Raw genomic sequence first — 24,436 nt, forward strand, 5'->3', positions numbered from 1 at the left:
TGGGAATCCAGAAAGCAGAGAAGAACTCATGGCAATCCGTAAGTACAAGCCGACTACGCCGGGCCGCCGCGGCTCCAGCGTCTCGGACTTCGCCGAGATCACCCGGTCGACCCCGGAGAAGTCGCTGCTGCGCCCGCTGACCAAGTCCGGCGGCCGCAACGCCCACGGCCGGATCACCACCCGGCACCGCGGTGGCGGGCACAAGCGCGCCTACCGTCTGATCGACTTCCGTCGACTGGACAAGGACGGCATTCCGGCCAAGGTCGCGCACATCGAATACGACCCGAACCGCACCGCGAACATCGCGCTGCTGCACTTCGTGGACGGCGAGAAGCGCTACATCATCGCCCCCAAGGGCGTGACGCAGGGCACCCGCATCGAGTCCGGCCCGACCGCCGACATCAAGCCGGGCAACAACCTGCCGCTGCGCAACATCCCGACCGGTACCACCATCCACGCGGTGGAGCTGCGTCCGGGCGGCGGCGCCAAGCTGGCCCGTTCGGCCGGCATGAGCATCCAGCTGCTGGGCAAGGAAGGCCCCTACGCCACGCTGCGTATGCCCTCCGGTGAGATCCGCCGCGTCGACGTGCGCTGCCGCGCCACCGTCGGCGAGGTCGGCAACGCCGAGCAGTCGAACATCAACTGGGGCAAGGCCGGCCGCATGCGCTGGAAGGGCCGCCGCCCCACGGTCCGTGGTGTCGTCATGAACCCGGTCGACCACCCGCATGGTGGTGGTGAGGGCAAGACCTCCGGTGGTCGCCACCCGGTCTCGCCGTGGGGTCAGCCGGAAGGCCGCACCCGCAAGCCCAACCGTCCGAGCGACAAGCTCATCGTCCGCCGTCGCAAGACCGGCAAGAAGCGCTGAAGGAGGAGGTAAGAAATGCCACGCAGCCTCAAGAAAGGCCCGTTCGTCGACGACCACCTCCTGAAGAAGGTGGACGTGCAGAACGAGAAGGGCACCAAGCAGGTCATCAAGACCTGGTCGCGTCGTTCGACCATCATCCCCGATTTCATCGGCCACACGTTCGCGGTGCACGACGGCCGCAAGCACGTGCCGGTGTTCGTCTCGGACAACATGGTCGGGCACAAGCTCGGTGAGTTCGCGCCGACCAGGACGTTCAAGAGCCACGTCAAGGAAGACCGGAAGAGCAAGCGGCGATGACGACGACCGAGACTCAGAACCCGACTGCGCGCGCGACCGCCAAGCACGTTCGCGTCACCCCGATGAAGGCACGCCGTGTCGTGGACCTGGTCCGCGGCAAGCGCGTCGAGGACGCCCTCGCCCTGCTGAAGTTCGCGCCCCAGGCCGCGAGCGAGCCGGTCGCCAAGGTCGTCGCCAGCGCCGCGGCCAACGCCGAGAACAACCTCGGCCTGAACCCGGCCACGCTGGTCATCTCGACGGCTTACGTCGACGAGGGCACCACCCTGAAGCGGTTCCAGCCGCGTGCCCAGGGCCGTGCGTTCCGCATCCGCAAGCGCACCAGCCACATCACCATCGAGGTCGAGAGCATCCCCACCGCCGGTGGAGCCACTCGTAACCGCCGGAAGGGAGGGGCAAAGTAAATGGGACAGAAGATCAATCCCCACGGCTTCCGCCTCGGTATCACCACCGACTGGAAGTCGCGCTGGTACGCGGACAAGCAGTACGCGGACTACGTGAAGGAAGACGTCGCGATCCGCAAGCTGCTGGCCACCGGCATGGAGCGGGCGGGCATCGCCAAGGTCGAGATCGAGCGCACCCGTGACCGCGTGCGGGTGGACATCCACACCGCGCGTCCCGGCATCGTGATCGGCCGCCGCGGCGCCGAGGCCGACCGCATCCGCGCCGAGCTGGAGAAGCTCACCGGCAAGCAGGTGCAGCTGAACATCCTCGAGGTGAAGAACCCCGAGTCGGACGCGCAGCTGGTGGCCCAGGCCGTCGCCGAGCAGCTGTCCAACCGTGTGGCGTTCCGTCGCGCGATGCGCAAGGCCATCCAGTCGGCCATGCGTTCGCCGAACGTCAAGGGCATCCGTGTGCAGTGCTCGGGCCGCCTCGGCGGCGCCGAAATGTCGCGCTCGGAGTTCTACCGCGAGGGTCGGGTGCCGCTGCACACGCTGCGCGCCGACATCGACTACGGCCTCTACGAGGCCAAGACCACCTTCGGTCGCATCGGCGTGAAGGTCTGGATCTACAAGGGCGACATCGTCGGTGGCAAGCGTGAGCTCGCCGCCGCTGCCGCCGCGCCCGAGCGTCCGCGCCGGGAGCGGCCGAGCCGCCCGCGTCGGTCCGGTTCCACCGGCACCACCGCGACCAGCACGGAGGCCGGGCGGGCCGCCACCGCGGTGGCCGACGCTCCGGCAGAGACACAGGAGGGCTGACGCATGCTGATGCCTCGCAAGGTGAAGCACCGCAAGCAGCATCACCCGAGCCGTTCCGGAACGGCCAAGGGCGGCACCTCGGTGGCGTTCGGCGATTTCGGCATCCAGGCGCTGGAGCCGGCGTACGTCACCAACCGGCAGATCGAGTCGGCGCGTATCGCGATGACTCGCCACATCCGCCGTGGCGGCAAGATCTGGATCAACATCTACCCGGATCGCCCGCTGACCAAGAAGCCCGCCGAAACCCGCATGGGTTCGGGTAAGGGTTCGCCGGAGTGGTGGGTCGCGAACGTCAAGCCCGGTCGCGTGATGTTCGAGATGAGCTACCCCAACGAGGAGATCGCTCGTGAGGCCCTGCGCCGCGCGATGCACAAGCTCCCGATGAAGTGCAGGATCGTGACCAGGGAGGAGCAGTTCTGATGGCTACCGGAACACCGGCCGCAGAGCTCCGCGAGCTCACCGAAGAGGAGTTGGTGGCCAAGCTGCGCGACTCCAAGGAAGAGCTGTTCAACCTGCGCTTCCAGATGGCGACGGGTCAGCTGGACAACAACCGTCGTCTGCGCGTCGTCCGTCACGAGATCGCGCGCATCTACACGGTCATGCGTGAGCGTGAGCTCGGTCTGGCCACCGGACCCGCTGGCAAGGGAGATGCCGCATGAGCGACAAAGTAGAAGGGCAGCGCGGCACCCGCAAGGTGCGTGTCGGTTACGTTGTCTCGGACAAGATGAACAAGACGATCGTCGTCGAGCTGGAAGACCGTAACCGGCACCCGCTCTACGGCAAGATCATTCGCACCACCTCGAAGGTGAAGGCGCACGACGAGAACGAGATCGCCGGTATCGGCGACCGCGTGCAGCTGATGGAGACCCGTCCGCTGTCGGCCACCAAGCGCTGGCGTCTGGTCGAGGTCCTGGAGAAGGCCAAGTAAGCCTGCTCCACGGCGTGAAACCCGAAGGCCCGCTTCCCGTCCCGGGAGGCGGGCCTTCGCCGTATCCGGGTACGGCTGAGGAATTCCCGCGCTGTGCACCCTGGATCGGTACTGTCTGGTCGTGCGGGTGGCGATCGAGTCCTGGCCTGACCGGTGATCGATCGCGCCGACGGCCGATGCGGAGGTATGAGCGGTGGGGAATGTGACTCGACCTGATCAGCCCGATGACCGGGCGCTGTTGCGCGAACATCTGCTGAAGACGCGGATCGCGGGGGACGTCGCGACGCCTCGGGAGGGGAATCTCGCGAACTACCGCAAGATGGTGCAGAAGGACCCGGGGTACCAGTTCGGGCTGACGCTGAAGGATTGGACGTTCGCCGAGACGCTGGAGATGATGGCTCGGCTCTGCGGGGTCAGCCCCGATCCTCGTCACCTGCGGGGCGCGGACACCATCGACGTCGACCTGACGCTCGACGCGCTCGATGCGATGGGGGCGCGGATCGGGATCGCTGCTCGTCGCCGGGAGACCGTGCTCCTGGCGACCGGGCATCCGGACACGCTCATGGGCGTCTATCGCGCCGTCGAGGACGCGCTGCGGGCGGCAGGGTGCGTGGTGCTCGCGCCTGCCGCCGGCTGGTCCTATCCGGTCACCACACCCTTCGGTCCGCAGATTCGCGAAATCGTCTACACCTCGGGCGTCGCCGCGCTCGGCACCGACGGGACGCTGCGGCACACCCATGATCCGCACCCGATGCGGGCGGTGCTGCGGGAACTGCGCGACGCCGCGACCGGCCACTGGCCCGACTTGGTCGTCGCCGATCACGGCTGGGCCGGAGCGGCGGGGGAGGCCGGAATCGAGACCGTCGGATTCGCCGACAGCAACGATCCGGCGCTGTTCGCCGGGCAGGCCGAAGGCAAGATCGCGGTTACGGTGCCGCTCGACGATGGAATCCATCCCGACCACTACCGGCCGCTGATCGCCTATCTGCTGGATCGGGCGGGGCTCACAGGATGAGCCGGGTGTCGCGCACGATCGTTTCGAGATCGGAACGATCAGGGCGCCAATGCAATTCGGTCATCGCCTTGGCGGGATCGCTGATCAGGACGGCCGGTTCGGGCGCGGCAGGCCGATGGGTCAGCCGGATCCGGCGGCCGGTCCGCCGCTCGACCGCGGCGACGACGTCGAGGATGCTGCTGCCCTGACCGCTGCCGACGAGGTAGCGCGCGAACTCGCCTTTCGGCGGCATGTTCGCGAGGCACGCCACGAAAGCCGCTGCGGCGTCGTCGAGGTGCAGATAGTCGCGCACCGCGCTGCCGTCGCCGTTGACTTCCAATACCGAGCCGTTCCGCGCGGCGGCGAACGCTCGGGGGATCAAACGCGTCGGATCGGGGTCCGCGCCACCGGCCACGTTCATCAAGCGCAGTACGGTGGCGGACAAGCGGCCGGTGCCCGTCTGCGAGCGGATGGCCCACTCCGCCGCCAGCTTGCTCGCGGCGTACGGGTGCGGGGGCGCGTCGGGTAGGGATTCCGTCATCGGCTGGCGCTCCGGAGTTCCGTATATCGATCCGGTCGAGGCGAAGATTATCCGCGAGACGCCGGTCGCGGCCATGGCGTCCAGCAAGGCGACGGTCCCGCCGGTGTTGACGCGGAAGTACCGCAGCGGATCGGCCGTCGATTCACGCGCCCGAGTCAGCCCGCCGAGATGGCACACCGCGTCCACGCCGTCCAGCGCCTCCCACAACCCGGCCTCGTCCAGCAGGTCGGCGATCCGAGTCGTCACTCGCACGGCCGGACCGCTCTCACGAACCATCGCGATCGGTTCGTGCCCCGCGCTGCCCAGCAGATCGACAACCGCGCTGCCGATATAGCCGTTCGCTCCGGTGACGAGAACGCGCACCATACGATCTTGTCACCGAACAGGAGTCGCTGTTGCTCGGGGCGGACGTCTGATCAGCACACGTCTTTCCGTTGGTGCCGGAAGCGGTCCGCGCTCGCGGGCACGGGCTGCACAACCTCGCGGGTCGAGCGATCGCCCGGGAGGTCTGGCGCAGGTGGCCAGCGGCCGGAACCAGTCCACCCGGGCGGATATCCGCTATGCCGCGGGCAGTGGGCACTGCGCGGCGGAGCCGCATTGCAGCAGGCGCAGCAGCGAACTCAGGTCGATGAGCGAGCTACCGGTCGATACTCCGCCGGGTGCGGGTTCGCCGGGCGCGACCACCGGTGCGGGAGCCGAGGGTGCGGGTGCCAGCGGTTCGGCGACTGCGTTACCTGCGCTGAGGACTGCTCCGAAAGCCAGCGCGGTGATGCCTGCGCCGAGCAGCTTGGTGAACGACATTGATGAATCCTTTGCTGATTTGCGGTGCGAGAGTGGCTCAGGGTGCGGTATCTGCCGCGTCGAGGGCTCTCGCGCCACGGGGAGTGCTATTCGTACTGCCACAATTAGCAGAAGGGAAGCGGCCGCGCCGCTTGGTTTATGGCGCACGCAATGCGCTGCCGCACCTGCCGGCGCCGACGGATATCGTGCATCGGCCATTCTTCACGGCGCTTCTACCAGCGGAAATCTTGTGCTGAGACGAGAATTGTTCGCCCCGAACCGCTGTCGAGGTGTGGTGGATCCGGGCTGATGCAGCTTTGTGCAGCGCTTGGTGCAGGAACCTGCATTGGGCCGCGACCAGAACTTATTTCGGAAGAATTTTCGTAACGTATCGCAATAGCTGCCACACCCCATCTGTGCAAGAAGATACGTTATGTCGTATATTCATGCACGCATGCCGGGGTCCGCCCGGCCTGTGGTTCGGATGGCCGAATCTCGCAGCGGCATCGGCATTCTGGATTGTGGCGACGACCGGGCGCATCGGACCCGGGAAGTGAGAAGGATCGATCATGACTACGGAAACCACTGCGCGCCGCTGGCTGATCACCGGCGCGAACAGCGGCTTCGGTGCGGCGTTCACCCGTGCCGTGCTCGCCGCGGGTGACGAAGTCGTCGCGGCGGTGCGCCGGCCCGAGACCATGGCGGAGGTCGTTGCCGCACATCCGGACCGGGTGCAGGTGGTGACACTCGACATGCGGGATCCCGCCGCCGCCGAGCGTGCGGTGAAGGAGGCCGGACACGTCGACGTGCTGGTCAACAACGCCGGCTACGGCGTCGTCGGCGCGATCGAGGAGACCAGTCCGGCCGACGTGCGTGATGCGATGGAGGTCATGTTCCACGCCCCGCTCCGGTTGACGCAGTTGGTGCTGCCGCAGATGCGGGAACGCCGTGCCGGGGCGATCGTGCAGGTGACGAGCATGGGCGGATTCATGTCTTTCGCGGGCGTCGGCATCTACAGTGCCGCCAAGGGTGCGCTGGAGCTGGCCAGCGAAGCGCTCGCCCAGGAGGTGAACCCGCTGGGCATCCAGGTGCTCATCGTCGAGCCCGGCGCGTTCCGCACCGGTTTCGCGAAACCCGCCGCGTTGGCTATCAGCTCCGCGATCTCCGACTACGCCGCGACCGCCGGCGCGGTCCGCGACGGCCTGCCGGAGTCCGATCAGCAACAGGAAGGCGACCCCGACAAAGCCGCCGCCGCGGTCCTGGCGACGGTCGGCCGCCCCGGCGCGCCGCTGCGCCTGGCGCTGGGCCCCGATGCCATACAGGGCATCAGGGACAAGCTCGCCCAGGTCGCCGCCGACCTCGACGCCACCGCCGAGCTGGGAACGAACACCGGCTTCGACTCCTGAGATCGACGCACGGCGGCCCACCTGTCCCGCACCGGTGGGCCGCCTCGGCGTATGACGGCGGGCGGTGCTATCTGGCTACCCCGCTACGTCGAACGCACCGCCTGCTGCCGGTCAGAACGCCACCATCGCCGGGACCGTCCTCTGGCTGCGACAATGCGCAGACGGGGGCTGGATGAGTCGTGTACCGCCTGGCATGGCAGTGCCGTCTCCGGGATCTCTTCTTCTGACTGCGACGACGCGCAGACGGGTGCCTGCACGAGCCGTGCGCCGCCTGGCACGGCAGTGTCATCGCCGGGATCGCCTTCTGGCTGCGACGACGCGCAGACGGGGGCTGGATGAGTCGTGTACCGCCTGGCATGGCAGCGCCATCACCGGGAACGCCTTCTTTTCTGCGATAACGCACAGACGGGGGTCTGGGCGAGTCGTGTACCGCCTGGCGCGGCAGTGTGGAACCGTGCGCTGAACGAACCGCGGCCAATGTCTTCCGTGGTTGGCTGGGGTGGTGGAACTCGGGCGAGCGCGGATGGCTGCGGGGGCGTTGTTCGTGCGCGGTGACCATGTGTTGCTTGTGCACAAGACGTACGGCAATGGGTGGGATCTGCCGGGCGGATACGTGGAGCCAGGGGAGGCGCCCGCTGCCGCTTGTCGGCGCGAGGTTCGGGAGGAACTGGGGATCGATCGTTCCGTCCGTCGGCTGCTCGTGCACGACTGGGCGCCGAGGCCAGGAGAAGGCGACAAGGTCCTGTACGTATTCGATTGCGGTGTGCTCGGTGCCGACGAGTGTGCCATCCGCTTGCAGGAATCGGAACTCGATGCGTGGCAGTGGGTTTCGATCGACGACCTCGATGACTACGTGATACCGAGGTTGGCTCGGCGGGTGCGGCGAGCGCACCTGGCATACCTCGACGGCTGCCCCAGGTATCTCGAACACGGGCGTCCGGTCGGGCGCGGCGACTAGGTTCAACGGCCCGTGCGGGGTCGGTGGCGTGTCATGTCTTGCGTTATACGTATACATCTACTTATAGTGAGACAGCGGCCCGAATGATCTGAGAACATCGAATGCGCACCTGGAGAAGCGGATTCGGAGGGGGCCGAACTGGCATAGACGCATGCCTGCATGCGCACTGATCTATGAAACGGGGAAATCATGACCACCGATCCGAACGAGCTGGACGGTGCGGGCACTGTCGAGGAGCAGGCTTGCGGCGTCACCATCGTCAAGGAATCCGCCGAGCCGGTCGACGCGGACGACCTGCGCCAGGTCGTGTTGCGGGTGGGCCCGGGCGGCGGGCGTCAGCAGCGGTTCTTCGGCAGATTGCTCGGTGAATCCCGCGAATACACCAAGGTCGGGATCACCGTGGTGCGGGTCTACGTGAGCCGCAAAGGCAAGTTCGTGGTGCACCGGCGGGAATCGGACTGGCGCGAAATGTCCGTCGCCATCGACTGGACCGAATGGAAGAATTGGCGCGAGCTGCTGCGGCCCGGCAGCGGCGAGCGCGAGTGGGGTGATTACACGGTGGAGATCGTGGACTCGCCCGCTGAGCTGCGAGGCCGAATCCCGGAGCACATCTACCGAACCGTTGTCGATGTGGCCGAGAACCCGACCTCGCAGGACCTGCAGATCTGAGATACCCGCCGCTTTCGCCGAATCCGGAAAGGATTTCTTCGCAGATGTTCGCACGACTGGGGGCCGTGGTCGTCCACAATCCGTGGAAGGTGATCGGCCTGTGGGTGCTGCTCGCCATCGCGGTGGTGGCCTCGGCGCCGGAACTGAAATCGACGACAGACCAATCAGCCTTCCTGCCTTCCCACTACGAATCTATTCAGGCATTGGAGTTGCAGCAGAAGGCTTTCCCCGACAGCTCCGCTCCCGCGGCGATCATCGTGTTCGCCCGGAAGGACGGCACGCCGTTGACCGACGCGGACGCGGCCTCGGTCGTGTCGATCGGCGGCAACCTGCGCGACGCGCAGATCAAGGACGTCATCGGAATGCAACCGACGCCGCCGTCGGAGAACCGCCTGGTGCAGATCATCGCGGTGCAGATGACGAAGGTGACGAACCCGAACGACACCACGCAGGGTGACGCGGTCAAGGCGCTGCGCAAGGAGTTGAAGGAGCGCATCGAGGGCACCGAGCTGAAGGCGGGCATCACCGGCCAGGCGGCGCAGGTGCTGGATCAGCAGGAATCGGGCGACAAGGGTCTGGCCATCGTCGGAGTCGCCACCGTCGTGCTGATCCTGGTGCTGTTGCTGGTCATCTTCCGCAGCCCGGTGATCGCGTTGCTGCCGATCATCGTGATCGGCGCGGTCTCCAGCATGGTCGGCGGATTGATCGCCATGGTGGCCAAAGCGTTCGACCTGCAGATCGACGCCTCGATCAATGCCATCCTCGTGGTCGTGCTGTTCGGTGTCGGCACCGACTACATCCTGTTCCTGATGTTCCGCTACCGCGAACGCCTGCGCGCAGGCGAGGATTCGAAGACCGCCATGGTCAGCGCCGTCACCCGGGTGGGTGAGGCGATCACGTCCGCGGCGGGCGCGGTGATCATCGCGTTCATGGCGCTGGTGCTCTCCACGCTGGGCATGTTCCGCGCCATGGGGCCGGCGCTGGCGATCGCGGTGGCGGTCGCGCTGCTGGCGGGGCTGACACTCGTTCCCGCCGTCGTGTCGCTGCTGGGCACCAAAGTGTTCTGGCCGTCCAAGGCCTGGCGCACCGAACCGAAGGGCGCGCGGTTCACCGCGATCGGCAATGCGCTCGGCCGGCGGCCCGGTGTGTTCGCCGTAGTCTCCGGCGGTGCGCTGATCGTGCTCGGCGTCTTCGCGTTCGGTTTCCACCCGACGTTCGATCTCAGCTCCGGGTCCACCTCGGAGGCTTCGGAATCCGTCGTCTACAGCAAGGAGCTGGTCAAGGGCCTGCCCGCCGGGACCACCCAACCTTCGGACGTCCTGTTGCAGTCCGACGGCGCGTTGACCGCCGAGCAGCTCACCGCCTACCGCAACGCGCTGGCCGGGGTACCCGGTGTGGGACAGGTGGCCGAGCCGAAATTGTCCGCGGATAAGACGATCGCCGACTTCGCGGTGACGCTCGATGCCGCGCCGGAGTCGGATGCAGCGCTGGACACCGTCAAGGGCCCGCTGCGCGATACCGCGCACGCGGCGGCGCCCGCCGGTACGACCGCCGCCGTCGGTGGTCTGACCTCGGTGTTCGTCGACTTCCAGGAGGCGATGGCGCGGGACTACTCGATCGTGTTCCCGGTGGCGGCGATCCTCATCATGATCGTGCTGGGACTGCTGCTGCGCAGTCTGGTCGCGCCGTGGTACCTGATGGCCTCGGTGTTCCTCGGCTTCGCCGCCACGCTCGGCGCCGCGGTGCTGGTGTTCCAGCACTTCCGCGGTGAGACCGGCCTGATCTTCACGCTTCCGGTGATCATGTATCTGTTCGTGGTCGCGCTGGGCACCGACTACAACATCCTCATGGTCGCCCGGCTGCGGGAAGAGGCGCGCGAGGGCAACGAGCCGAAACAGGCCGCGGCGCTGGCCGTGCGGCACACCGGCCCCACCATCGCGGCGGCCGGAGTGATCCTGGCGGGCACGTTCGCGTCGATGATGCTGGCCGGCAACAACGTCCTCGCACAGATGGGCTTCGCCATCTCGGTGGGCATCGCGATCGCGGCCTTCGTCATGGCGATGTTCTTCACGCCCGCGCTCACGGCGCTCATCGGGCACAAGGCGTGGTGGCCGGGGCATGGGGACGAGAAGCCCGGTGGGGCGCGACCGGAGGCGCAGGAGGTCGTCGGGACTTCGGTCGGCGAGAGGTGAGCGGGCCCGAGCGTTCGACACTCGGCGCTCGCGGATGAGTAAGCCGGATTAGAGCTGTGCACCCGAATTCATCGGGTGCACAGCTCTTTCCTACTTCAAATCTTGACGTTTGCCCATTTCGCGAACCGGGCCAGGGAGTCGGTTCCGCGCCGGGCGTGAGCCAGCACGCGGACGGTCTCGTGGACCTGCGGGTGGTTGCGTGTGAGCCCTGGTGCGATCCGGCGTGCTCGGTCGAGACTGGCGAGAGCGCGCTGTTTGTCCCCGTGGAGCAACCACGCGCGGGACACATCGATCCAGTGATGCCCGGCGCGAGAGGGCGTGACCGATGCCGGTAGACGAATCCGCTCGGCACGCGCAACCGCTGTCGTGCCATCGGACAACTCGACGGGCACAGAAACGGAGTGGATATCGACGTTCGCCAAGTGGAACCCGGTTCCGTACTCCTGGTATTGCGCGGAACCGATGGTCTCGGCGATCCGGCGGGCCTCCCGCAGATGCGTGTCGGCGGCGTCGGCGTCGAGAGCACGGGCCGACAGTATCGACCCCCGCAGATGTAATGCGCCCCGCACCGCGAGGACTTCCGGTGTCGTGGGCAGCTGCTCGCCGACGGTCTGTGCGCGCGCGATGATCCGCAGACCACCGGCGTACGAGCCGGAGTACAGCAGGATCAGCGCGCGATGGTATTCCGCCGCGATCGGCCAAACCGGGTCGCCGCTGCGTTCAGCCGCCCACACACAGCGCTCAGCGGCCAACGCGGCGAGGTCCAGGTAGCCGTACCGGTAGGCCACCGAAGACGCGCTGTTGTAGGCGTAGGCGAGCGTCGCATAGATCCTCTCCAGACGACGCTCGGAAGGCTCCTCGGCCGCGAGGGCGTGCAACCCGTGGATCACGTCCGGCAGTTCGGCGATGTGGTCGCCGTACCGGCCGCGCCGCCTGCTCTCCTGCACCCGATGCAGTGCTGTGGTCAGCTCTTTCAAGGTGATCGGCGCGCTCAATGGTTCGTCGTTGAATGCCAGTATCTTCCGGCGCAACTCGCGAATGGTGGCGTGAGCTCCGGCATCGTCGCGCGCCGGGGTGTAGGGCTGACCGGTCAGATTCTCGATGTCGACCCCGAGTGCTCCGGCCACGGCTGCGATGAACGCGGGCGAGGCCGGGCGGGCGCCCCGTTCGACCTTGCGGAGCAGCGACACCGAGACGTTCGCCTTCTGCGCGAGCTGTTGCTGTGTGAGCCGGGTGAGTTTGCGAGCTCTGGCGGTACGTTCTCCGATCCCGGCATCGTCCATGCCTCCACGGTGACACAGGATGTGCCGCTTCGCAGGGCTTCACCCAGGCCAAAGTATCCGCAGGCCCCGGCGTCGGGTTGAGTCCCGAGCCCCCGGCGTCGGGTGCCCGGCAACCACGACACGACACGCCGAAAGGTCATCGAATGACCGTAGAGCTCGCAACCGTCCTCATCGTCATGGCCGCCGTCGGCGGACTGCTGATACTCGTGTTCTGGGTGCTGCCCTTGCTACTCGACCTCGGCGACGACCCGGACGAATCCGTACCGGCACGTGAGATCTTCGCGCGGCTGGAGGACGAGCAGGGATGACGACTCGGGGTTCCTGGGTGCAGGACTACTGCGACGACGGCAACATGCCCGAGGACGAGGAGCACGCGCGCGGACTGTCGAAGCTTCACCAGAGCTGCGAACCGCCGTGCCCGCGCAAGGTGTCCGCTGAGCGCTACCTACGCGCACGCGGCGAGGGCAGCACGCCGGACAGTCAAGCGAGCGACTAGGGCCTGTCCTGCCAGTCATCGCAGCCAGAGGGTCCACAGTGATGACCGTGACTTCAGTCTGCCGATAGGCCGCCCGCTCGGCAGCACGGGGGTGGGCTGCCACCTCGCGATCATCGGGGGCCGTGAGCATGGTGATGCAGCACAATCAGGAAGGTCGGCTCAGGTTCTGTACTGGCAGTGATCAGCCGATGGTTGCGTAGGGGCGGTGGACTTTGAGGGCCGAGTCCAGGACGCGGGTGACTGCTGAGCGGGGGACGCCGAGTTCGTTGGCGATGGCGGGGGTGGTGCCGCCCTGGTCGGCGAGGGTAAGGATTTCTCTGACCTCCTCGATCGGGAGGTTGGACAGGTGGCGGTCGGTGATTGCCCGGGCGAGTGCGGAGATTTCGTCGTCGTCGGTGTCGGCTTCCTCTGGTTCGGTGGGGAATTCGTCGTCTTCGTCGTCGTCCTCGAGGATCGGCATCGGTTCGACGCGCGGGTGCGAAAGCTCAGGTGTTTCCTCGAGGGCCAGTTGTTCGCTCTCCGCGTCGGCGGAGCGGTCGTTCTGCTCGGCGGTCGCCGATTTTCCGCGTTTCGCCGCGCGCGGGGCGGTGGCGTTCGGGTGCACCTGTGCGGCGGTGTCGGCGGATGCGGGGGACGGCGCGGGCATGGGTTCGGTGGGGCCAAGACGCCGTGCGTCGTCTCCGCGATGCGCGCGATCGATCGAGCGTTCGCCTCGGTTGGCAGCAGCGTGCGTCGATGCCGCACCGTTCGCCTGCGTACGGGAGTGCGCACCGAATTCCAGGCCGTCGTGCAGGTCGGCAAGCGAGATCTGCTGTGCCGCAGATCGCGTGGATTCGAAACGCGGCAGCGGGCTCTCGAACTCAGGCGCTTCCGCTCGGTTCGAGACTCCCTCCTCGAAGGTGGCAGGAGAGATCTGTGCAGTTTCAGATTCGGCGGATCGAGTCGGGTGTCCGTCGACACGGGCCTCCGGGACATGCTGCGTTACAGGCGGAACGGCGTGCGGGGAAGGAATCGTCACTTCGCTACTGACAACCGACTGACCACGGTATCCGTTGGGAGCGATCGGGTGGTCTTCGGCGGCGGGAGCGGTGTGCTCGTCGAGCGGAATGGCTTGCGCAGCAATGTCGGCGGGCGTCTCGGCGGCGTGACCGCTGGCCGCTTGTGCATCGCCGTTCGTGTGTGCATCGCCGTTCGTGGGGGACGCGGTGATGTGGCCGTTGGTGGCTGGGCGCACCGCGTGTCCGTTGATGCGCGGGTGCGCGTTTCCGTTGACAGGCGGCTGGTCGGTGTTGCGCTCGATCGGCGGGAGGGTGTGGCCGTTCGTGGACAGGTCCTGGGGGTGCCCGTTGACGGTGGTTTGGACGGGGTGGCCGTTCGGGGCGCGGTGGATTGCGGCACCGGGCTCGACCGCGTGCCCGTTGGTCGGGCGAGCATCGGTCCGGTCCGAAGCAGGGGACGGCGCTGGAGCTTCGCCGGCCCTGTCATCCACCGGCGTGAGCGGGGCGCGGTCGACGTCGAGGGAGTGGCCGCTGATCAGCGACTCGACGGCGTGACCGTTGGCGGAGCGGATATCAGTCGAATTCGAGTCGCCCCCGTCCTCGCCATCTCCATGGCTCGCGGCAGCGAGGAAGGCGCGGTCGGCGGTGTGTGGGCGGCCGTTGATCGGCGAGTCGACTGCGTGACCGTGGGTCGGCAACCTTCCGTGGTCGACGTGGGAGGTGGCTGCGCTCGAGTTCGCGGACTCTGCCTGCGTAGCGCGGTGCGTGAAAGGCGTTTCGGATGTCCTTCGGTCGTGAGGTGCGGATCCGGCGCCCGCGATCGTGCGGTGGACGGAGGTCTCCCGCCCAGGATGGTGGACGCCACCTCGATGACCGACTTCCGTTCCGGAGTCCGCATGGTGGTGTGCCGCGCGGCTATCGCTCACCGGCGCGGTGTAGATATCGCCTTCCCAGGGACTACGTCGGTTGGTCGCCGCTGCGTCGAGGGAGTGATATCCCTCGGCTTCCGGCATGTCCGGTTGCGCATCGACACGGATCATCCGCCGGTCGCGCTCGATCACCGGCGCACCGTCGATCAGCACCGCGTACCGCGCGGAAACCCAGGCGTGCAACCAGATCACGACGCCGACCATCACCGGGGCGATCGCGTATTCGGCGGCGCGGCCGAGGTCGCCTGCGGCGAGATGCGGGCCGGTGTTGAGTGCGACGGTCGTGCCGAGCAGGGCCGCCTCGAAGAAGATCACCTTGCCGCGCGCCAGCTCCCGGCCCCACTTGGCGGCCGTGGTCGCCGCGACCATGATGGTGATGATCGGGATGGAGATCATCGCTTCGATGCCGTAGCTCAACCAGTACAGCGGATCGGACATGTCGCCGCTGGGCACCAGGTTGTGCTGCACGTTGACACCGGCCCACACCATGCCGAGCACCACGACGGCGATCAAGGCGCGGGAGGACCACTCCGCCCGCCGGTAGAGCTGGGCCAGTCGCGCGTCCTCGCTGGACGCCCGCCGCCGCGCGGCCAGCGCCCGCCGGTGCCAGCGGGCGTCGGCCTCCTCGGAGCGGCGCAACGCCGCGGCCGACTTGCGATCACGCTGCTCGGCGGCCAATTCCGCCTCGATCTCCCGGCGCCGCTGGGTGCGCCGCTGCGCGCGAATCCACTCCGCGAGTTCGCGCTCGGCGGCGATCTCGCGTTCGGACAGCACCTCCAGCAGGGCCGGATCGAGCTGCAGGGGCAACTTGCCCCGCGCGGTCTCGACCTGCTCTGCCAGCGCGGCAATCTCGGAACTACCGTTCGAGGGTTCGTCGGGCATCGCGAGCCTTCCCAAGAGCAGGTGTCATGTCGGGTGGTGGAGACATGATTGCTCGAACATATGTGTGATCGGAGTGAGACTAAACCGAGCTCTTCCCGTGGTCAACGTGGCGCTCTCCCGGTCGAAGGCGACACGCCGAGCAGGGGAAATTCATGGCTGGCTCGAATATCCGGATGAGCGGCGCTTTTATCGGCGCCCTCCGCGTGTCGAAACTGAGTTCGAATCTGCGCATAGCAATCGCGTGAATTCCCCGCTACGGGTTCCGCCCTGCATCCCACGGGCTCTTGGTCGAACCGCAACACGTCCGCTCGCCTCAATCACGTCTTGCGGGCGAAACGGAATCAACGTGCGTTGTTCGCGGGCACGGCTCACGGACGGGATGGTCACCGTCCGCACCGAACCCTCCAGGACAGATCAACCGACCTCGCGCAAGCCATGTACCCGGAGTTCGTCCGCTGACGCGCCTGGCTCACCTGAACGACGCCTTTCGAGCGAGATCGAGCATGCCCTCGCGGTCTAGCGCCCGGCCCGGATGCCCGCCGGACGGCACTGACTCTGTGAGAACGGACCCGCCGAGCCTGGACGGAAATGATCGACCGACCCTGTGAGCGATGGGGCCGGAGTTCCCCGCTGACGCGCCCGGCTCACCTGAACCACGTCTTTCGAGCGAAGCGAGACCGAGCATCCGCCGTTCGCGAGCCATAAGGGGGCCGCGAACACCCAGCGCCGCAGGCGCTGGAAAACCAACGCTGCAGTCGCGGCCAATCAACCGAGCGTGGTGTGCCAGACGACGGCGGCCGCCAGGGCTCCCGCGCCGTTGACCGACCAATGCAGGGCGATGGGGGCGAGCAGGCTGCCGCTGCGGTGGCGTAGCCAGGTGAACACCATGCCCGCCGCGGCTGTCGCGACGACGGCGAGCAGGATTCCGATGATCTGTCCGGCCACGCCGCCCCCGATGAAGCCGCTCAGGCCGCGGTTGCCGGAGGTGAGGCCGAGGGAGGACGCGATGTGCCAGAGCCCGAACAGCAGGGAGCCCGCCGCGAAGACGCCGCGCGCACCGTAGGCGCGGTGCAGCGTGCCGTGCAGCACGCCGCGGAAGGCCAGCTCTTCGGGGATCACGGTTTGCAGCGGGATGACGATCATCGAGGCGATCAGCGCGCCCGAGATGGTCGCGTAGCGATCGGCCAGGAAGAACGGGCGGGTCAGGGGCAGCGCCGCGCCGATCGCGACGACCGCGAGGACCACCGCCACCGCCGCGAGCGCGTAGCGCGAACCGCGCCGCCAGTGGCGGGGTGAAAGCCCCAGTTCCGACCAGCCGAGGCCGCGCCTGCGCATCAGCGCGAGGAGGACGATCGCCGCGACCGGCACCGTCACGATGTTCGCCCACGCGGTGGTGAAATGCGCGATCAGATTGGTGCCCGCCAGGACGATCACGACGACGGCGACGTCGACGTAGGCGTGCACTTTGTGGCGCGGATGGGTCGGGGCTGCTAGGTCCGGCTCAGACATCCCGGCCGAGTCTACGGAAAAGGAGCACCTTCACCAGGGATCCCGGTCTTATTGCCGGATCGATCACTTTTCCGCCGCCGTCGGGGTCCGCCGGAGTCTGCTCGCAGAAGGCCCGACGGCGCTACCCGAGACAACGGACGGGCGCTGATGCCCTGCCGTCAGCCGGCCCACCCGTGTGGGTCGGTCCAGGCCTGCAACGTGCGAGTGGTCTCGAAACGGCGCGGCTCGCGGGTGACCGGATCGGTGAACTCGAGCGAGGCGGCCAGCAACTGGAGCGGCCTGGTGAAGTCGTCGACGGGCTTGTCGGTGAGCGCCGGGTAGAAGTCGTCGCCGAGGATCGGGATGCCGAGGCTGTTCATGTGCAGTCGCAACTGGTGGGTCCGGCCGGTGTGCGGTCGCAGCCGGTAGCGGCCGAGGCCGTCGCGATGCTCGAGCAATTCGACCTCGGTCTCCGCGTTCGGTTCGCCCGGGACCTCCTGGGCCGCGAGCACCTGCTTCTCCTTGATGATCCGGCTGCGCACCACCCGGGGCAGCGCGAGATCGGGATCGAACCGGGCGATCGCCTCGTACTCCTTGCGCACGGTGCGCTTGTGGAACATGGTCTGGTACGCGCCGCGGCGGGCGGGGTTGATCACGAACAGCACCAGGCCCGCCGTGACGCGGTCGAGCCGATGCGCCGGGACCAGGTCGGGGAGGTCCAGTTCTCGGCGCAGTCGCACCAGCGCGGTCTGGAGGATGTGCTGACCGCGCGGAATCGTGGCCAGGAAATGCGGTTTGTCCACCACCAGGAGGTCGTCGTCGCGATGCACGACGGGGATGTCGAACGGGACCACCGTCTCCTCGGGCAGATCGCGATGGAACCAGACCGCGCCGCCGGGCACGTACGGTGCGTCGGGGGCGATCGGCCCGCTCAGGTCGACGATGCCGCCCGCGTGCAGCAGTTCGTCGATCCGCGTCGCGGGCACCCGGGGGAGGCGCTCCACCAGATGGTCCCGGATGGTCGCCCAGTCGCCCTGCTCCGGTAGTCGTAGCCGGGCCGGGTCCAAGCCGTGCCGTTTCGGCAACGGCGGTTGTTGCCGCCTTCTCATCGGTATAGACCCTAACTGCAGGCGGGAGCGGCGTTGTCCGAGGCCGGGGGATCAGTGGACACGGGCCGCGATGCCCGGGTACTCGAGCACCAAGCCCGATTTGTCGTAGTCCAGGGTGCAGTGGAAGTCGAATTCGGGGGCCGCGTAGTCGAACCGCGGTCCGTGCTCGCCGTCGGCTGTGCGGAGGTAGCGCTGTTCCAACCGGCCGACCGCGGCGCCGGAGGCGTAGACGTACGCCGCGGGCGCGTCCATGCCGTCGCCTACGTCCCGCGCGGCCCGGTGCACCGGCAGGGCGTTGGTCAGCGCAGAAGACTCCAGGTCCACGTCCAGGCAGCCGTCGAGCAATGGCGCGGGCATGCCGTCCAGCAGCCAGGACCCCGCGCCGTCGCACTCCAGCACCAGCGTGTTCCAGCCACCGGGTTTGCGCATCGCGACCTGGGCCCGGCGCGTGCGCCATTCGGTGTCCAGCGCGATCCGGTAGTCCACCACCCACGCCGCGCCGCCCTCGACGGCCGTGGTGCAGCCGTCGATCAGCACGCCCTGCTCGGTGACGCGGAAATACGCCACCTCGAATCCGTCGCGGGCGGACCGGTGCCGCCACGCGGCGGTGGGCGGCGGCGGCGCGAAGGTCATCGGGGTCAGAACCCGCGCAACCGATCGGGGGTGACGCGCAGGACGACGGAGTATTCGGCGTAGAACTGCTCGTCGGTCATGCCGATCGAGCGCAGGCCGTCGGCGTATTTCTTCGTGAACGCGTCGATCTCGTCCGCGCCGGGCCGCTGGTCGACCACGCGGGCCGTGCCGGTGAGTACGACGACGTCGCCGCCGGTCTCGGTGCTGTTGAGATTCAGCGAGACCCGGGGGTTGCGCTGGATGTTGCGAATCTTCGGCTGGGCGGGCTTGCTGAAGACGAGGAATTCGCCGTCGCGCCACTGGAACCAGACGGGGTTGGGCTGCGGTGTGCCGGTGGGGCCGACGGTGGTCAGCCAGAGGACGGATTCGCGCGCCAGGCGTTCGGCGACTCTCGCGCCGAATTCGGTCTCGGTGTCGACGACGGGGGTGGCGGATCGATCGGATGCCGTTGCGGTCATGACCGAGACAACGCTTCTCCGGCCGGGACGATTCCGCTCGACGCGGATGAGCCATGCGGGTGCGTGCGAGTTCATGGCGGTCCGCGCCTGCGACCGGAGGCATGAGCGCGGTGCGCCCATCGCGGACGTCATTACGGCGTCGCCCGCTCGTCGAGCACCATCAACCGAGCCTCCACCAGCGTCCTGCGTGCGCGCCGCCGGACCCGGCACATCTCGACGCTGCAATCCAAGTGCACCTGCATGGCGCGGTGCGCTTGACCCGCGGTGAGTTCGCCGGGATCTCTCGTGCAATTCGACAGAACCGAAAACAACTCCGTGCCATACATATCGGTACTCCTGTGCGTCCCATTGTTTCGCTTTCACTCGAAGTTAGCGATGCGCACGGGCTATCGGGCCAGCATACAGCCCCGTTCCGGAGGTTTCCCCGGCGCGTCGGACGCTCGAAAACCATGGGTTCGCAGGGGTTCTCGCACATGGACGAAATAAGTCCCGAAGGACAACGACCGGTGGGGTGGGCGGGCTCCGCCGGAGCGCAACGCCTTCGAGTCCGGCGAGTCGGGAGGCGCGCGGCCGGATCTGTCGCAGCGCGCCGCGCTGAGTGCGTGGTCACCCCGACGACCGCTCGGGGCAAGATAACTTAGGCTAACCTTTCTTACTGGGCGTCGCTGTGTGAGGATAGGACGATCCCAGAGACGGATGCCGCGAGAGACGAGGTCAGATGACGGTAGAGGTCGCGCCGCTGCCGGCGGAGCAGGCGGGGAACCGGCCGCCGAAGTCGGTGCTGAAGGAACGCAAGCAGCAGGAGGCGCAGGCGCGCAAGGAAATCCTCGCGCCCGTGCGCGGCTCGTTGACCGTCGCGAGCCTCATCATGGTCGTCGCGTCGGCGTGCGCGGTCGTGCCTTTCGTGCTGATCGTGGAAGCCTGCCGCGAATTGCTGCGGGACCAGGTGGACACCGGCCGGGTGTGGCGCCTGCTGACGATCGCGGTGCTGGTGCTGGTGGCGCGGGCCCTGTTGCAAGCCGCGGCGCTGACCTGGACGCACCTGGTCGACGCCGGCTATCAGCTCGCCGTGCGCCGGGCGCTGGCGGCCAAGCTGACGCGGGTGCCGCTGGGTTGGTTCGGCGAACGGACCTCGGGCGAGGTGAAGAAGTACCTCCAGGATGACGTGGAGGCTTTGCACTACCTGGTGGCCCACGCCCGCCTGGAGTTCGTCGGCGCGGTGACGATTCCGCTGATCACCCTCGGATACCTGGTCACCGTCGAATGGCGGCTGGCCGTGGTGCTGCTGCTGCCGATCCTGGCCTACGCGGTGCTCTACAGCCGGATGATGGACCGCGACGGCCAGGACCGTTACGTGGTCTACACGCGCGCCGAGCAGGCCACCAAGCAAGCGACCATCGAATTCGTCGACGGCATCCAGGTGGTGCGTGCCTTCGGTCAGGCGGGCAAGGCGCACAGCGTCTTCCAAGACGCCGTCGAGCACCAGGCGCGCAGCGTCGACCGGCTGAAGACGCCGATCATCAAGGTGCAGGCCGCCTCCGACATCGTCGTCACCCCGGTGTTCGTGATGCTGGTCGTGGTCGTCGCCGGTCTGGGCGCCGTCGGTCTGGACTGGATCGAGCCGCTGGATGTGCTGCCGTTCCTGCTGGTCGGCCTCGGCCTGGGCAGCTCCTTGCTCAGTCTCGGCTACGGCGCGCAGGCGCTCCGCGCTGCCGCGGTGGCCGCGCAGCGCCTGCATGAGCTGCAACAGACACCCGAATTGAGCACCGGGGCGCCGACTCCCGCCGAGCCAGAATCCGCGTCCGGTCTGGTCCGGTTCGAAGGGGTCGGCTTCGGCTATCGCTCCGGCCATGACGTGCTGCACGACATCGACCTCGAGCTCGTCCCCGGCACCATCACCGCTCTGGTCGGACCGAGCGGATCGGGCAAGTCGACACTGGCCAAACTGCTCCCCCGGTTCTATGACGTGGGGTCGGGCCGGATCACGATCGGAGGCCGCGACATCCGCGACATTCCGAGCGAGGAGCTCTACCGGACGGTGGGATTCGTCTTCCAGGACGTGCGTCTGATCCGGGGCAGCATCCGGGAGAACCTGCGCTTGGCCCAGCCCGACGCCGACGACGCCGCCGTGGAGCAGGCCGCCCGCGCCGCGCAGATCCACGACCGCATCGTGGCGCTGCCGCGTGGTTACGACTCCGAGCTCGGCGTCGACGCCACCTTGTCCGGTGGCGAGGCGCAACGGCTCTCGATCGCACGCGCCCTGCTCGCGGACACTCCCGTCCTCGTGCTGGACGAAGCGACCGCGTTCGCCGACCCGGAATCGGAAGCGGCGGTGCAGGACGCGCTGGCGGTCCTGGTCGCGGGCCGCACGGTGCTGGTCATCGCGCACCGGTTGCACACCATCACGGGGGTGGACGGGATCCTGGTGCTCGAGCGGGGACGGCTGGTCGAGCAGGGCGACCACGCGAGTCTCGTCACCGCGGGCGGCGCCTACCAGCGGCTGTGGGAGATCAACGAAGCGGCGCTGGGCGAGATCGCCCTCGTCGACAGTGTGGAGGGTGCCCGATGATCCGCAAGGTGCTGGACCTGGTTCCGGCCGAATTCGCCCGGCTGACACCGAGGTTGTTCGCCGCCATCGTGGCGCAGGCCCTCAGTCAGGCCGCGGCGTATCTGCTGCTGGTCCCGGTCCTGACGGCGCTGTTCGACGACGACCTCGGCCGCGCCTGGCTCTGGGCGCTCGGGATGCTCGCCGCCGTCGCGGGCGTGGTGGTGTTCGGCTATCTGCAAGCGGCGATCGGCCTGCGCGTCGGCATCGGCATGCAGCGCGGATTGCAGACCCGGCTCGGCGACCACCTCAACGCGCTGCCCCTCGGCTGGTTCGAGACCCATGACGCCGGGCCGCTGGGGCGGCTGATGGTCGACAACGTGCGGGAGCTGCAAGGTCTGGTCGCCTACTTGCTGGCCAAGATTCTCACCGGTGTCATCGTCCCGCTCGCGGTCGCGGTCGGCATGCTGCTGGTCGACTGGCGCATCGCGGTGGCCATGCTGCTCGCCGCGCCGGTGCTGTACCTGGTGAACGGTCTGGCCAACCGCGCCTACCTAGGCGCGGATCAGCGGATGCACGCGGCGGCGGCCGAGGCCGATTCGCGCGTCATCGAATTCGCCCAGGCCCAGCCGGTGTTGCGCGCGTTCGGCGCGGTGGGGTCGGGCAACCGCGCGCTCGACGCCGCGCTGGCCGGACAGCGCTCGGCGGGGTCGCGCATGGTGTTCGCCAGCGTGCCCGGCCTGATCTTGTTCGCGCTCTTCGTGCAGGCCGTGTTCCTGGTGCTGGTGTACGTCGCGGTGGCGCGGGTGACCGACGGCGCCGTCTCCGCCGCCGCCGCGATCGCGCTGATCGCGGTGAGCTCCCGGTTCATCGAACCGCTCAACCAGGCCGCGCAATTGGGCACCGCGTTGCGCTCGGCGGGCACGGCCGCGGGCCGGATCACCGAACTGCTGGACGAACCGGTGTTGCCGGAGGCGGAGTCGGCCGTTACGCCGGGGGCGCCGTCGGTGGTGTTCGACGACGTGAGTTTCGGATACCGTCCCGGTGAGCCGGTGCTGTCGAATGTGACGTTCAGCGTCCCCGCGGGCACCACCACGGCCATCGTCGGGCCGAGCGGCGCGGGCAAGACGACTGTGCTGCGATTGGCCGCCCGGTTCTACGACGTGGATGCGGGACGGGTGTCGGTGGGCGGGCACGATGTGCGCGACCAGCCGTCGGCGACTCTGCTGAGCCAGCTGTCGCTGGTCTTCCAGAACGTCTACCTGTTCGATCAGTCGGTGGCGGACAACATTCGGATCGGCCGGCCGGAGGCCGGTGACGACGAGGTGCGTCGCGCGGCGGAGGCGGCGCGAGTCGACGAGATCGTCGACCGTCTGCCCGACGGCTTCGACACCCGGGTCGGGGAGGGCGGCGCGGCGCTGTCCGGCGGTGAGCGCCAGCGGGTCTCGATCGCCAGGGCCTTGTTGAAGGACGCGCCTATCGTGCTGCTGGACGAGGTGACCAGTGCGTTGGATCCGCACAGCGAAGCGCTCGTGGTGCGCGGGATGCACGAGATCACCAAGGACAAAACGGTGATCGTGGTCGCGCACCGGCTGGCCACCATCGCCCACGCCGACCAGATCCTGTTCGTGGACGGCGGCCGGATCATCGAGCGCGGTACCCACGCGGAACTGCTCGCCTTGAACGGCCGGTACGCCGCGTTCTGGAACGAGCGATCCCGCGCGGCGGGCTGGCATCTGGAACCGGTCGCGAGCTAGCGCGAACAGCCGGTCGGCGGACGAAGTCGCCGTGGACGCCGAGACACCCGGTGGCCGTGACGGGCACGTCCGCCGACCGGCTCGCATCGTGCGCGAGCAGCTGCGCCGAGATGCTCGCCGGGTGGTCTGCGGGTTCGCCGCTGCCGCTGGTGAATCGGCTACTCGCCTCGTTACGGGTCGATCGGCAAGCCGCTCGGGAGCAGGGCGGGATCAGGCGCTCCGACGGCGAACGAGACGACCTCTGGGCGGTGTGCCGGCGTCGCGGATCGAAAACGCCGCACCGCGCGAAGGCGGTGCGGCGTCGCGGACCTCATTTCCAGTAGGCCTGGGATTTGATCGCCGTCTTGGGCAGATTGTGCATCGTCTTGAAGCTCTTCACGATCGAGCGGGTGGTGTGCCCGTCGCAGGCGACCCAGGCGAACGCGTTCGCCGGGCAGGTGAGTTCCTGTGCCGCTTCCCGCAGCAACCTGCCGTCATCGATCCGCTGCACCCACGTCACTTGGTGATGCGGTTTGTTGCGCAGCGGGATCGTGGTGTCGGATTCGTACTGCCACTCCAGCCAGACCCGCGCCGGGGTGTCTCCAATGGCGTCCAGCAGCGAGTTGATCGCGGGCAGTGAGGCGGTGTCGCCGAAGATGAGGTATTCGCCGGGAGTGGACTCCGGCAGCTGGAAATTCGAGCCGAGCACGGACGCGTCGAGTTCGTCACCGACGGAGGCGTTCTGGGCCCAGCGGGCGGCAGGCCCGTCGTGCAGCGCGAACTCGATCGAGAAGCGGTCGCCGTCCGGATCGGGGTCGACCAGCGTGTAGCCGCGCTGCTGCAACTTGCCGCTGTCGCCGTCCGGGAACCAGCCGCGGATCCACTGGGTGGGGTGCACCGGGTGATCGGCGAGCAGCCCGCCCGCGGTGAAGCCGAGTCGCACGTATTTGTCCGTGACGTATTCGGTCGAGGTGACGGTGAGCCGGTAGTCGTTGCCACCCCACGCCTTGACCATCAGACCGTTCAAGCCTTTACCCATGGCACTAAGGTTAG

General features: G+C 67.9%; 25 protein-coding genes and 1 pseudogene. 16 read left to right on the plus strand and 10 right to left on the minus strand.

The window, feature by feature from the left end; genetic code table 11:
• The first annotated feature begins 28 nt into the window (after positions 1-28).
• The 8 genes and pseudogenes from rplB (at position 29) to ABZ552_RS25935 (ending at position 4,301) form a co-directional block, all read left to right on the plus strand.
• Positions 29-865 carry a 50S ribosomal protein L2 gene (gene rplB, locus ABZ552_RS25900; protein ID WP_039795441.1) on the plus strand — a complete coding sequence of 279 codons (837 nt, stop codon included), beginning with the start codon at positions 29-31 and terminating at the stop codon, positions 863-865.
• 15 nt (positions 866-880) lie between these two features.
• Positions 881-1,162 carry a 30S ribosomal protein S19 gene (gene rpsS, locus ABZ552_RS25905; protein ID WP_281875633.1) on the plus strand — a complete coding sequence of 94 codons (282 nt, stop codon included), beginning with the start codon at positions 881-883 and terminating at the stop codon, positions 1,160-1,162.
• Entirely contained in the window at positions 1,159-1,563 is a 405-nt protein-coding gene (gene rplV, locus ABZ552_RS25910) for a 50S ribosomal protein L22 (RefSeq protein ID WP_063021257.1), read from the plus strand. The genes rpsS and rplV overlap by 4 nt, the downstream gene beginning before the upstream one ends.
• The gene (gene rpsC, locus ABZ552_RS25915) at positions 1,564-2,358 is read left to right on the plus strand and encodes a 30S ribosomal protein S3 (RefSeq protein WP_067808069.1); all 795 of its coding nucleotides are present in this window, start codon (positions 1,564-1,566) and stop codon (positions 2,356-2,358) included.
• Between the two features lie 3 nt (positions 2,359-2,361).
• Positions 2,362-2,778 (plus strand): 50S ribosomal protein L16, encoded by a 417-nt coding sequence (gene rplP / locus ABZ552_RS25920; protein ID WP_281875631.1) that lies wholly within the window; start codon positions 2,362-2,364, stop codon positions 2,776-2,778.
• Positions 2,778-3,017: a 50S ribosomal protein L29 gene (gene rpmC, locus ABZ552_RS25925; RefSeq protein WP_040864843.1), complete on the plus strand. Its 240-nt coding sequence runs from the start codon at positions 2,778-2,780 to the stop codon at positions 3,015-3,017. Before rplP ends, rpmC begins: the two co-directional genes overlap by 1 nt.
• Positions 3,018-3,037: 20 nt before the next feature.
• Positions 3,038-3,286: pseudogene (gene rpsQ / locus ABZ552_RS25930) on the plus strand (30S ribosomal protein S17); the annotation flags it as partial.
• Positions 3,287-3,488: 202 nt separating this feature from the next.
• Positions 3,489-4,301: a phosphatase gene (locus tag ABZ552_RS25935; protein WP_281875629.1), complete on the plus strand. Its 813-nt coding sequence runs from the start codon at positions 3,489-3,491 to the stop codon at positions 4,299-4,301.
• On the opposite strand, the gene ABZ552_RS25940 is transcribed toward ABZ552_RS25935, so the two are convergent.
• Together ABZ552_RS25940 and ABZ552_RS25945 are read right to left on the minus strand one after the other, a co-directional pair.
• Positions 4,291-5,184, minus strand: a complete 894-nt coding sequence (locus ABZ552_RS25940) for an NAD-dependent epimerase/dehydratase family protein (RefSeq protein ID WP_281875628.1) — start codon at positions 5,182-5,184, stop codon at positions 4,291-4,293. The two genes, ABZ552_RS25935 and ABZ552_RS25940, sit on opposite strands and share 11 nt — an antisense overlap.
• Before the next feature lie 195 nt (positions 5,185-5,379).
• A complete protein-coding gene (locus ABZ552_RS25945) occupies positions 5,380-5,622 on the minus strand; it encodes a hypothetical protein (RefSeq protein WP_281875627.1) in 243 nt (80 codons plus the stop codon).
• Positions 5,623-6,170: 548 nt separating this feature from the next.
• Here ABZ552_RS25945 and ABZ552_RS25950 point away from each other — a divergent pair.
• The 4 genes from ABZ552_RS25950 to ABZ552_RS25965 all read left to right on the plus strand — a co-directional run bounded on the left by ABZ552_RS25950 (position 6,171) and on the right by ABZ552_RS25965 (position 10,826).
• Positions 6,171-7,007 carry an SDR family NAD(P)-dependent oxidoreductase gene (locus ABZ552_RS25950; protein ID WP_281875626.1) on the plus strand — a complete coding sequence of 279 codons (837 nt, stop codon included), beginning with the start codon at positions 6,171-6,173 and terminating at the stop codon, positions 7,005-7,007.
• Positions 7,008-7,509: 502 nt separating this feature from the next.
• On the plus strand, positions 7,510-7,965 hold the full coding sequence (locus tag ABZ552_RS25955; protein ID WP_281875625.1) for an NUDIX hydrolase: 456 nt from the start codon (positions 7,510-7,512) through the stop codon (positions 7,963-7,965).
• A 189-nt stretch (positions 7,966-8,154) separates the two neighbouring features.
• On the plus strand, positions 8,155-8,634 hold the full coding sequence (locus tag ABZ552_RS25960) for an EXLDI protein (RefSeq protein WP_281875623.1): 480 nt from the start codon (positions 8,155-8,157) through the stop codon (positions 8,632-8,634).
• A gap of 44 nt (positions 8,635-8,678) precedes the next feature.
• On the plus strand, positions 8,679-10,826 hold the full coding sequence (locus ABZ552_RS25965; protein WP_357440324.1) for an MMPL family transporter: 2,148 nt from the start codon (positions 8,679-8,681) through the stop codon (positions 10,824-10,826).
• A 95-nt stretch (positions 10,827-10,921) separates the two neighbouring features.
• Here ABZ552_RS25965 and ABZ552_RS25970 read toward each other — a convergent pair whose 3' ends face one another.
• Positions 10,922-12,109 carry a helix-turn-helix transcriptional regulator gene (locus ABZ552_RS25970; protein WP_357440326.1) on the minus strand — a complete coding sequence of 396 codons (1,188 nt, stop codon included), beginning with the start codon at positions 12,107-12,109 and terminating at the stop codon, positions 10,922-10,924.
• A 143-nt stretch (positions 12,110-12,252) separates the two neighbouring features.
• Here ABZ552_RS25970 and ABZ552_RS25975 point away from each other — a divergent pair, with 143 nt between their 5' ends.
• Entirely contained in the window at positions 12,253-12,417 is a 165-nt protein-coding gene (locus tag ABZ552_RS25975) for a hypothetical protein (RefSeq protein ID WP_357440329.1), read from the plus strand.
• The gene (locus ABZ552_RS25980) at positions 12,414-12,605 is read left to right on the plus strand and encodes a hypothetical protein (protein WP_281875619.1); all 192 of its coding nucleotides are present in this window, start codon (positions 12,414-12,416) and stop codon (positions 12,603-12,605) included. The genes ABZ552_RS25975 and ABZ552_RS25980 overlap by 4 nt, the downstream gene beginning before the upstream one ends.
• Positions 12,606-12,786: 181 nt before the next feature.
• Here ABZ552_RS25980 and ABZ552_RS25985 read toward each other — a convergent pair whose 3' ends face one another.
• From ABZ552_RS25985 to ABZ552_RS26010, 6 genes are all read right to left on the minus strand, one after another.
• Positions 12,787-15,414, minus strand: coding sequence for a hypothetical protein (locus tag ABZ552_RS25985; protein ID WP_357440332.1), 2,628 nt, complete (start codon positions 15,412-15,414; stop codon positions 12,787-12,789).
• A 765-nt stretch (positions 15,415-16,179) separates the two neighbouring features.
• The gene (locus ABZ552_RS25990; protein WP_281875617.1) at positions 16,180-16,923 is read right to left on the minus strand and encodes a CPBP family intramembrane glutamic endopeptidase; all 744 of its coding nucleotides are present in this window, start codon (positions 16,921-16,923) and stop codon (positions 16,180-16,182) included.
• Between the two features lie 158 nt (positions 16,924-17,081).
• The gene (locus ABZ552_RS25995) at positions 17,082-18,011 is read right to left on the minus strand and encodes an RluA family pseudouridine synthase (protein ID WP_281875616.1); all 930 of its coding nucleotides are present in this window, start codon (positions 18,009-18,011) and stop codon (positions 17,082-17,084) included.
• Between the two features lie 51 nt (positions 18,012-18,062).
• Positions 18,063-18,644, minus strand: coding sequence for a putative glycolipid-binding domain-containing protein (locus tag ABZ552_RS26000; RefSeq protein ID WP_281875615.1), 582 nt, complete (start codon positions 18,642-18,644; stop codon positions 18,063-18,065).
• 5 nt (positions 18,645-18,649) lie between these two features.
• Positions 18,650-19,102 carry a TIGR03667 family PPOX class F420-dependent oxidoreductase gene (locus ABZ552_RS26005; protein ID WP_281875613.1) on the minus strand — a complete coding sequence of 151 codons (453 nt, stop codon included), beginning with the start codon at positions 19,100-19,102 and terminating at the stop codon, positions 18,650-18,652.
• A gap of 131 nt (positions 19,103-19,233) precedes the next feature.
• Positions 19,234-19,428, minus strand: a complete 195-nt coding sequence (locus tag ABZ552_RS26010) for a hypothetical protein (protein ID WP_357440337.1) — start codon at positions 19,426-19,428, stop codon at positions 19,234-19,236.
• A gap of 392 nt (positions 19,429-19,820) precedes the next feature.
• Here ABZ552_RS26010 and ABZ552_RS26015 point away from each other — a divergent pair, with 392 nt between their 5' ends.
• Complete coding sequence (locus ABZ552_RS26015) at positions 19,821-21,671, plus strand: ABC transporter ATP-binding protein (protein ID WP_357440340.1); 1,851 nt, start codon at positions 19,821-19,823, stop codon at positions 21,669-21,671.
• A complete protein-coding gene (locus tag ABZ552_RS26020; RefSeq protein WP_281875610.1) occupies positions 21,668-23,404 on the plus strand; it encodes an ABC transporter ATP-binding protein in 1,737 nt (578 codons plus the stop codon). Before ABZ552_RS26015 ends, ABZ552_RS26020 begins: the two co-directional genes overlap by 4 nt.
• A 310-nt stretch (positions 23,405-23,714) precedes the next feature.
• On the opposite strand, the gene ABZ552_RS26025 is transcribed toward ABZ552_RS26020, so the two are convergent.
• Positions 23,715-24,422: a siderophore-interacting protein gene (locus ABZ552_RS26025; RefSeq protein WP_281875607.1), complete on the minus strand. Its 708-nt coding sequence runs from the start codon at positions 24,420-24,422 to the stop codon at positions 23,715-23,717.
• Positions 24,423-24,436 lie beyond the last annotated feature (14 nt).

Origin of the sequence: Nocardia sp. NPDC019219 (assembly GCF_040632645.1) — a bacterium.
GTDB classification, from domain to species: Bacteria; Actinomycetota; Actinomycetes; order Mycobacteriales; family Mycobacteriaceae; genus Nocardia; species Nocardia sputorum.

Bases quoted from the DNA above. Each gene is read 5' to 3' on its own strand.
- ABZ552_RS25990 (WP_281875617.1), bottom strand. From the start codon at position 16,923: ATGTCTGAGCCGGACCTAGCAGCCCCGACCCATCCGCGCCACAAAGTG.
- rplB (WP_039795441.1), top strand. From the start codon at position 29: ATGGCAATCCGTAAGTACAAGCCGACTACGCCGGGCCGCCGCGGCTCC.
- ABZ552_RS26005 (WP_281875613.1), bottom strand. From the start codon at position 19,102: ATGACCGCAACGGCATCCGATCGATCCGCCACCCCCGTCGTCGACACC.
- rplP (WP_281875631.1), top strand. From the start codon at position 2,362: ATGCTGATGCCTCGCAAGGTGAAGCACCGCAAGCAGCATCACCCGAGC.
- ABZ552_RS26015 (WP_357440340.1), top strand. From the start codon at position 19,821: ATGACGGTAGAGGTCGCGCCGCTGCCGGCGGAGCAGGCGGGGAACCGG.
- rpsC (WP_067808069.1), top strand. From the start codon at position 1,564: ATGGGACAGAAGATCAATCCCCACGGCTTCCGCCTCGGTATCACCACC.
- ABZ552_RS25960 (WP_281875623.1), top strand. From the start codon at position 8,155: ATGACCACCGATCCGAACGAGCTGGACGGTGCGGGCACTGTCGAGGAG.
- rpsS (WP_281875633.1), top strand. From the start codon at position 881: ATGCCACGCAGCCTCAAGAAAGGCCCGTTCGTCGACGACCACCTCCTG.
- ABZ552_RS25950 (WP_281875626.1), top strand. From the start codon at position 6,171: ATGACTACGGAAACCACTGCGCGCCGCTGGCTGATCACCGGCGCGAAC.
- ABZ552_RS25945 (WP_281875627.1), bottom strand. From the start codon at position 5,622: ATGTCGTTCACCAAGCTGCTCGGCGCAGGCATCACCGCGCTGGCTTTC.
- ABZ552_RS25995 (WP_281875616.1), bottom strand. From the start codon at position 18,011: ATGAGAAGGCGGCAACAACCGCCGTTGCCGAAACGGCACGGCTTGGAC.
- ABZ552_RS25975 (WP_357440329.1), top strand. From the start codon at position 12,253: ATGACCGTAGAGCTCGCAACCGTCCTCATCGTCATGGCCGCCGTCGGC.
- ABZ552_RS26000 (WP_281875615.1), bottom strand. From the start codon at position 18,644: ATGACCTTCGCGCCGCCGCCGCCCACCGCCGCGTGGCGGCACCGGTCC.
- ABZ552_RS25965 (WP_357440324.1), top strand. From the start codon at position 8,679: ATGTTCGCACGACTGGGGGCCGTGGTCGTCCACAATCCGTGGAAGGTG.
- ABZ552_RS26025 (WP_281875607.1), bottom strand. From the start codon at position 24,422: ATGGGTAAAGGCTTGAACGGTCTGATGGTCAAGGCGTGGGGTGGCAAC.
- ABZ552_RS25970 (WP_357440326.1), bottom strand. From the start codon at position 12,109: ATGGACGATGCCGGGATCGGAGAACGTACCGCCAGAGCTCGCAAACTC.
- rplV (WP_063021257.1), top strand. From the start codon at position 1,159: ATGACGACGACCGAGACTCAGAACCCGACTGCGCGCGCGACCGCCAAG.
- ABZ552_RS26020 (WP_281875610.1), top strand. From the start codon at position 21,668: ATGATCCGCAAGGTGCTGGACCTGGTTCCGGCCGAATTCGCCCGGCTG.
- ABZ552_RS25985 (WP_357440332.1), bottom strand. From the start codon at position 15,414: ATGCCCGACGAACCCTCGAACGGTAGTTCCGAGATTGCCGCGCTGGCA.
- ABZ552_RS26010 (WP_357440337.1), bottom strand. From the start codon at position 19,428: ATGTATGGCACGGAGTTGTTTTCGGTTCTGTCGAATTGCACGAGAGAT.
- rpmC (WP_040864843.1), top strand. From the start codon at position 2,778: ATGGCTACCGGAACACCGGCCGCAGAGCTCCGCGAGCTCACCGAAGAG.
- ABZ552_RS25980 (WP_281875619.1), top strand. From the start codon at position 12,414: ATGACGACTCGGGGTTCCTGGGTGCAGGACTACTGCGACGACGGCAAC.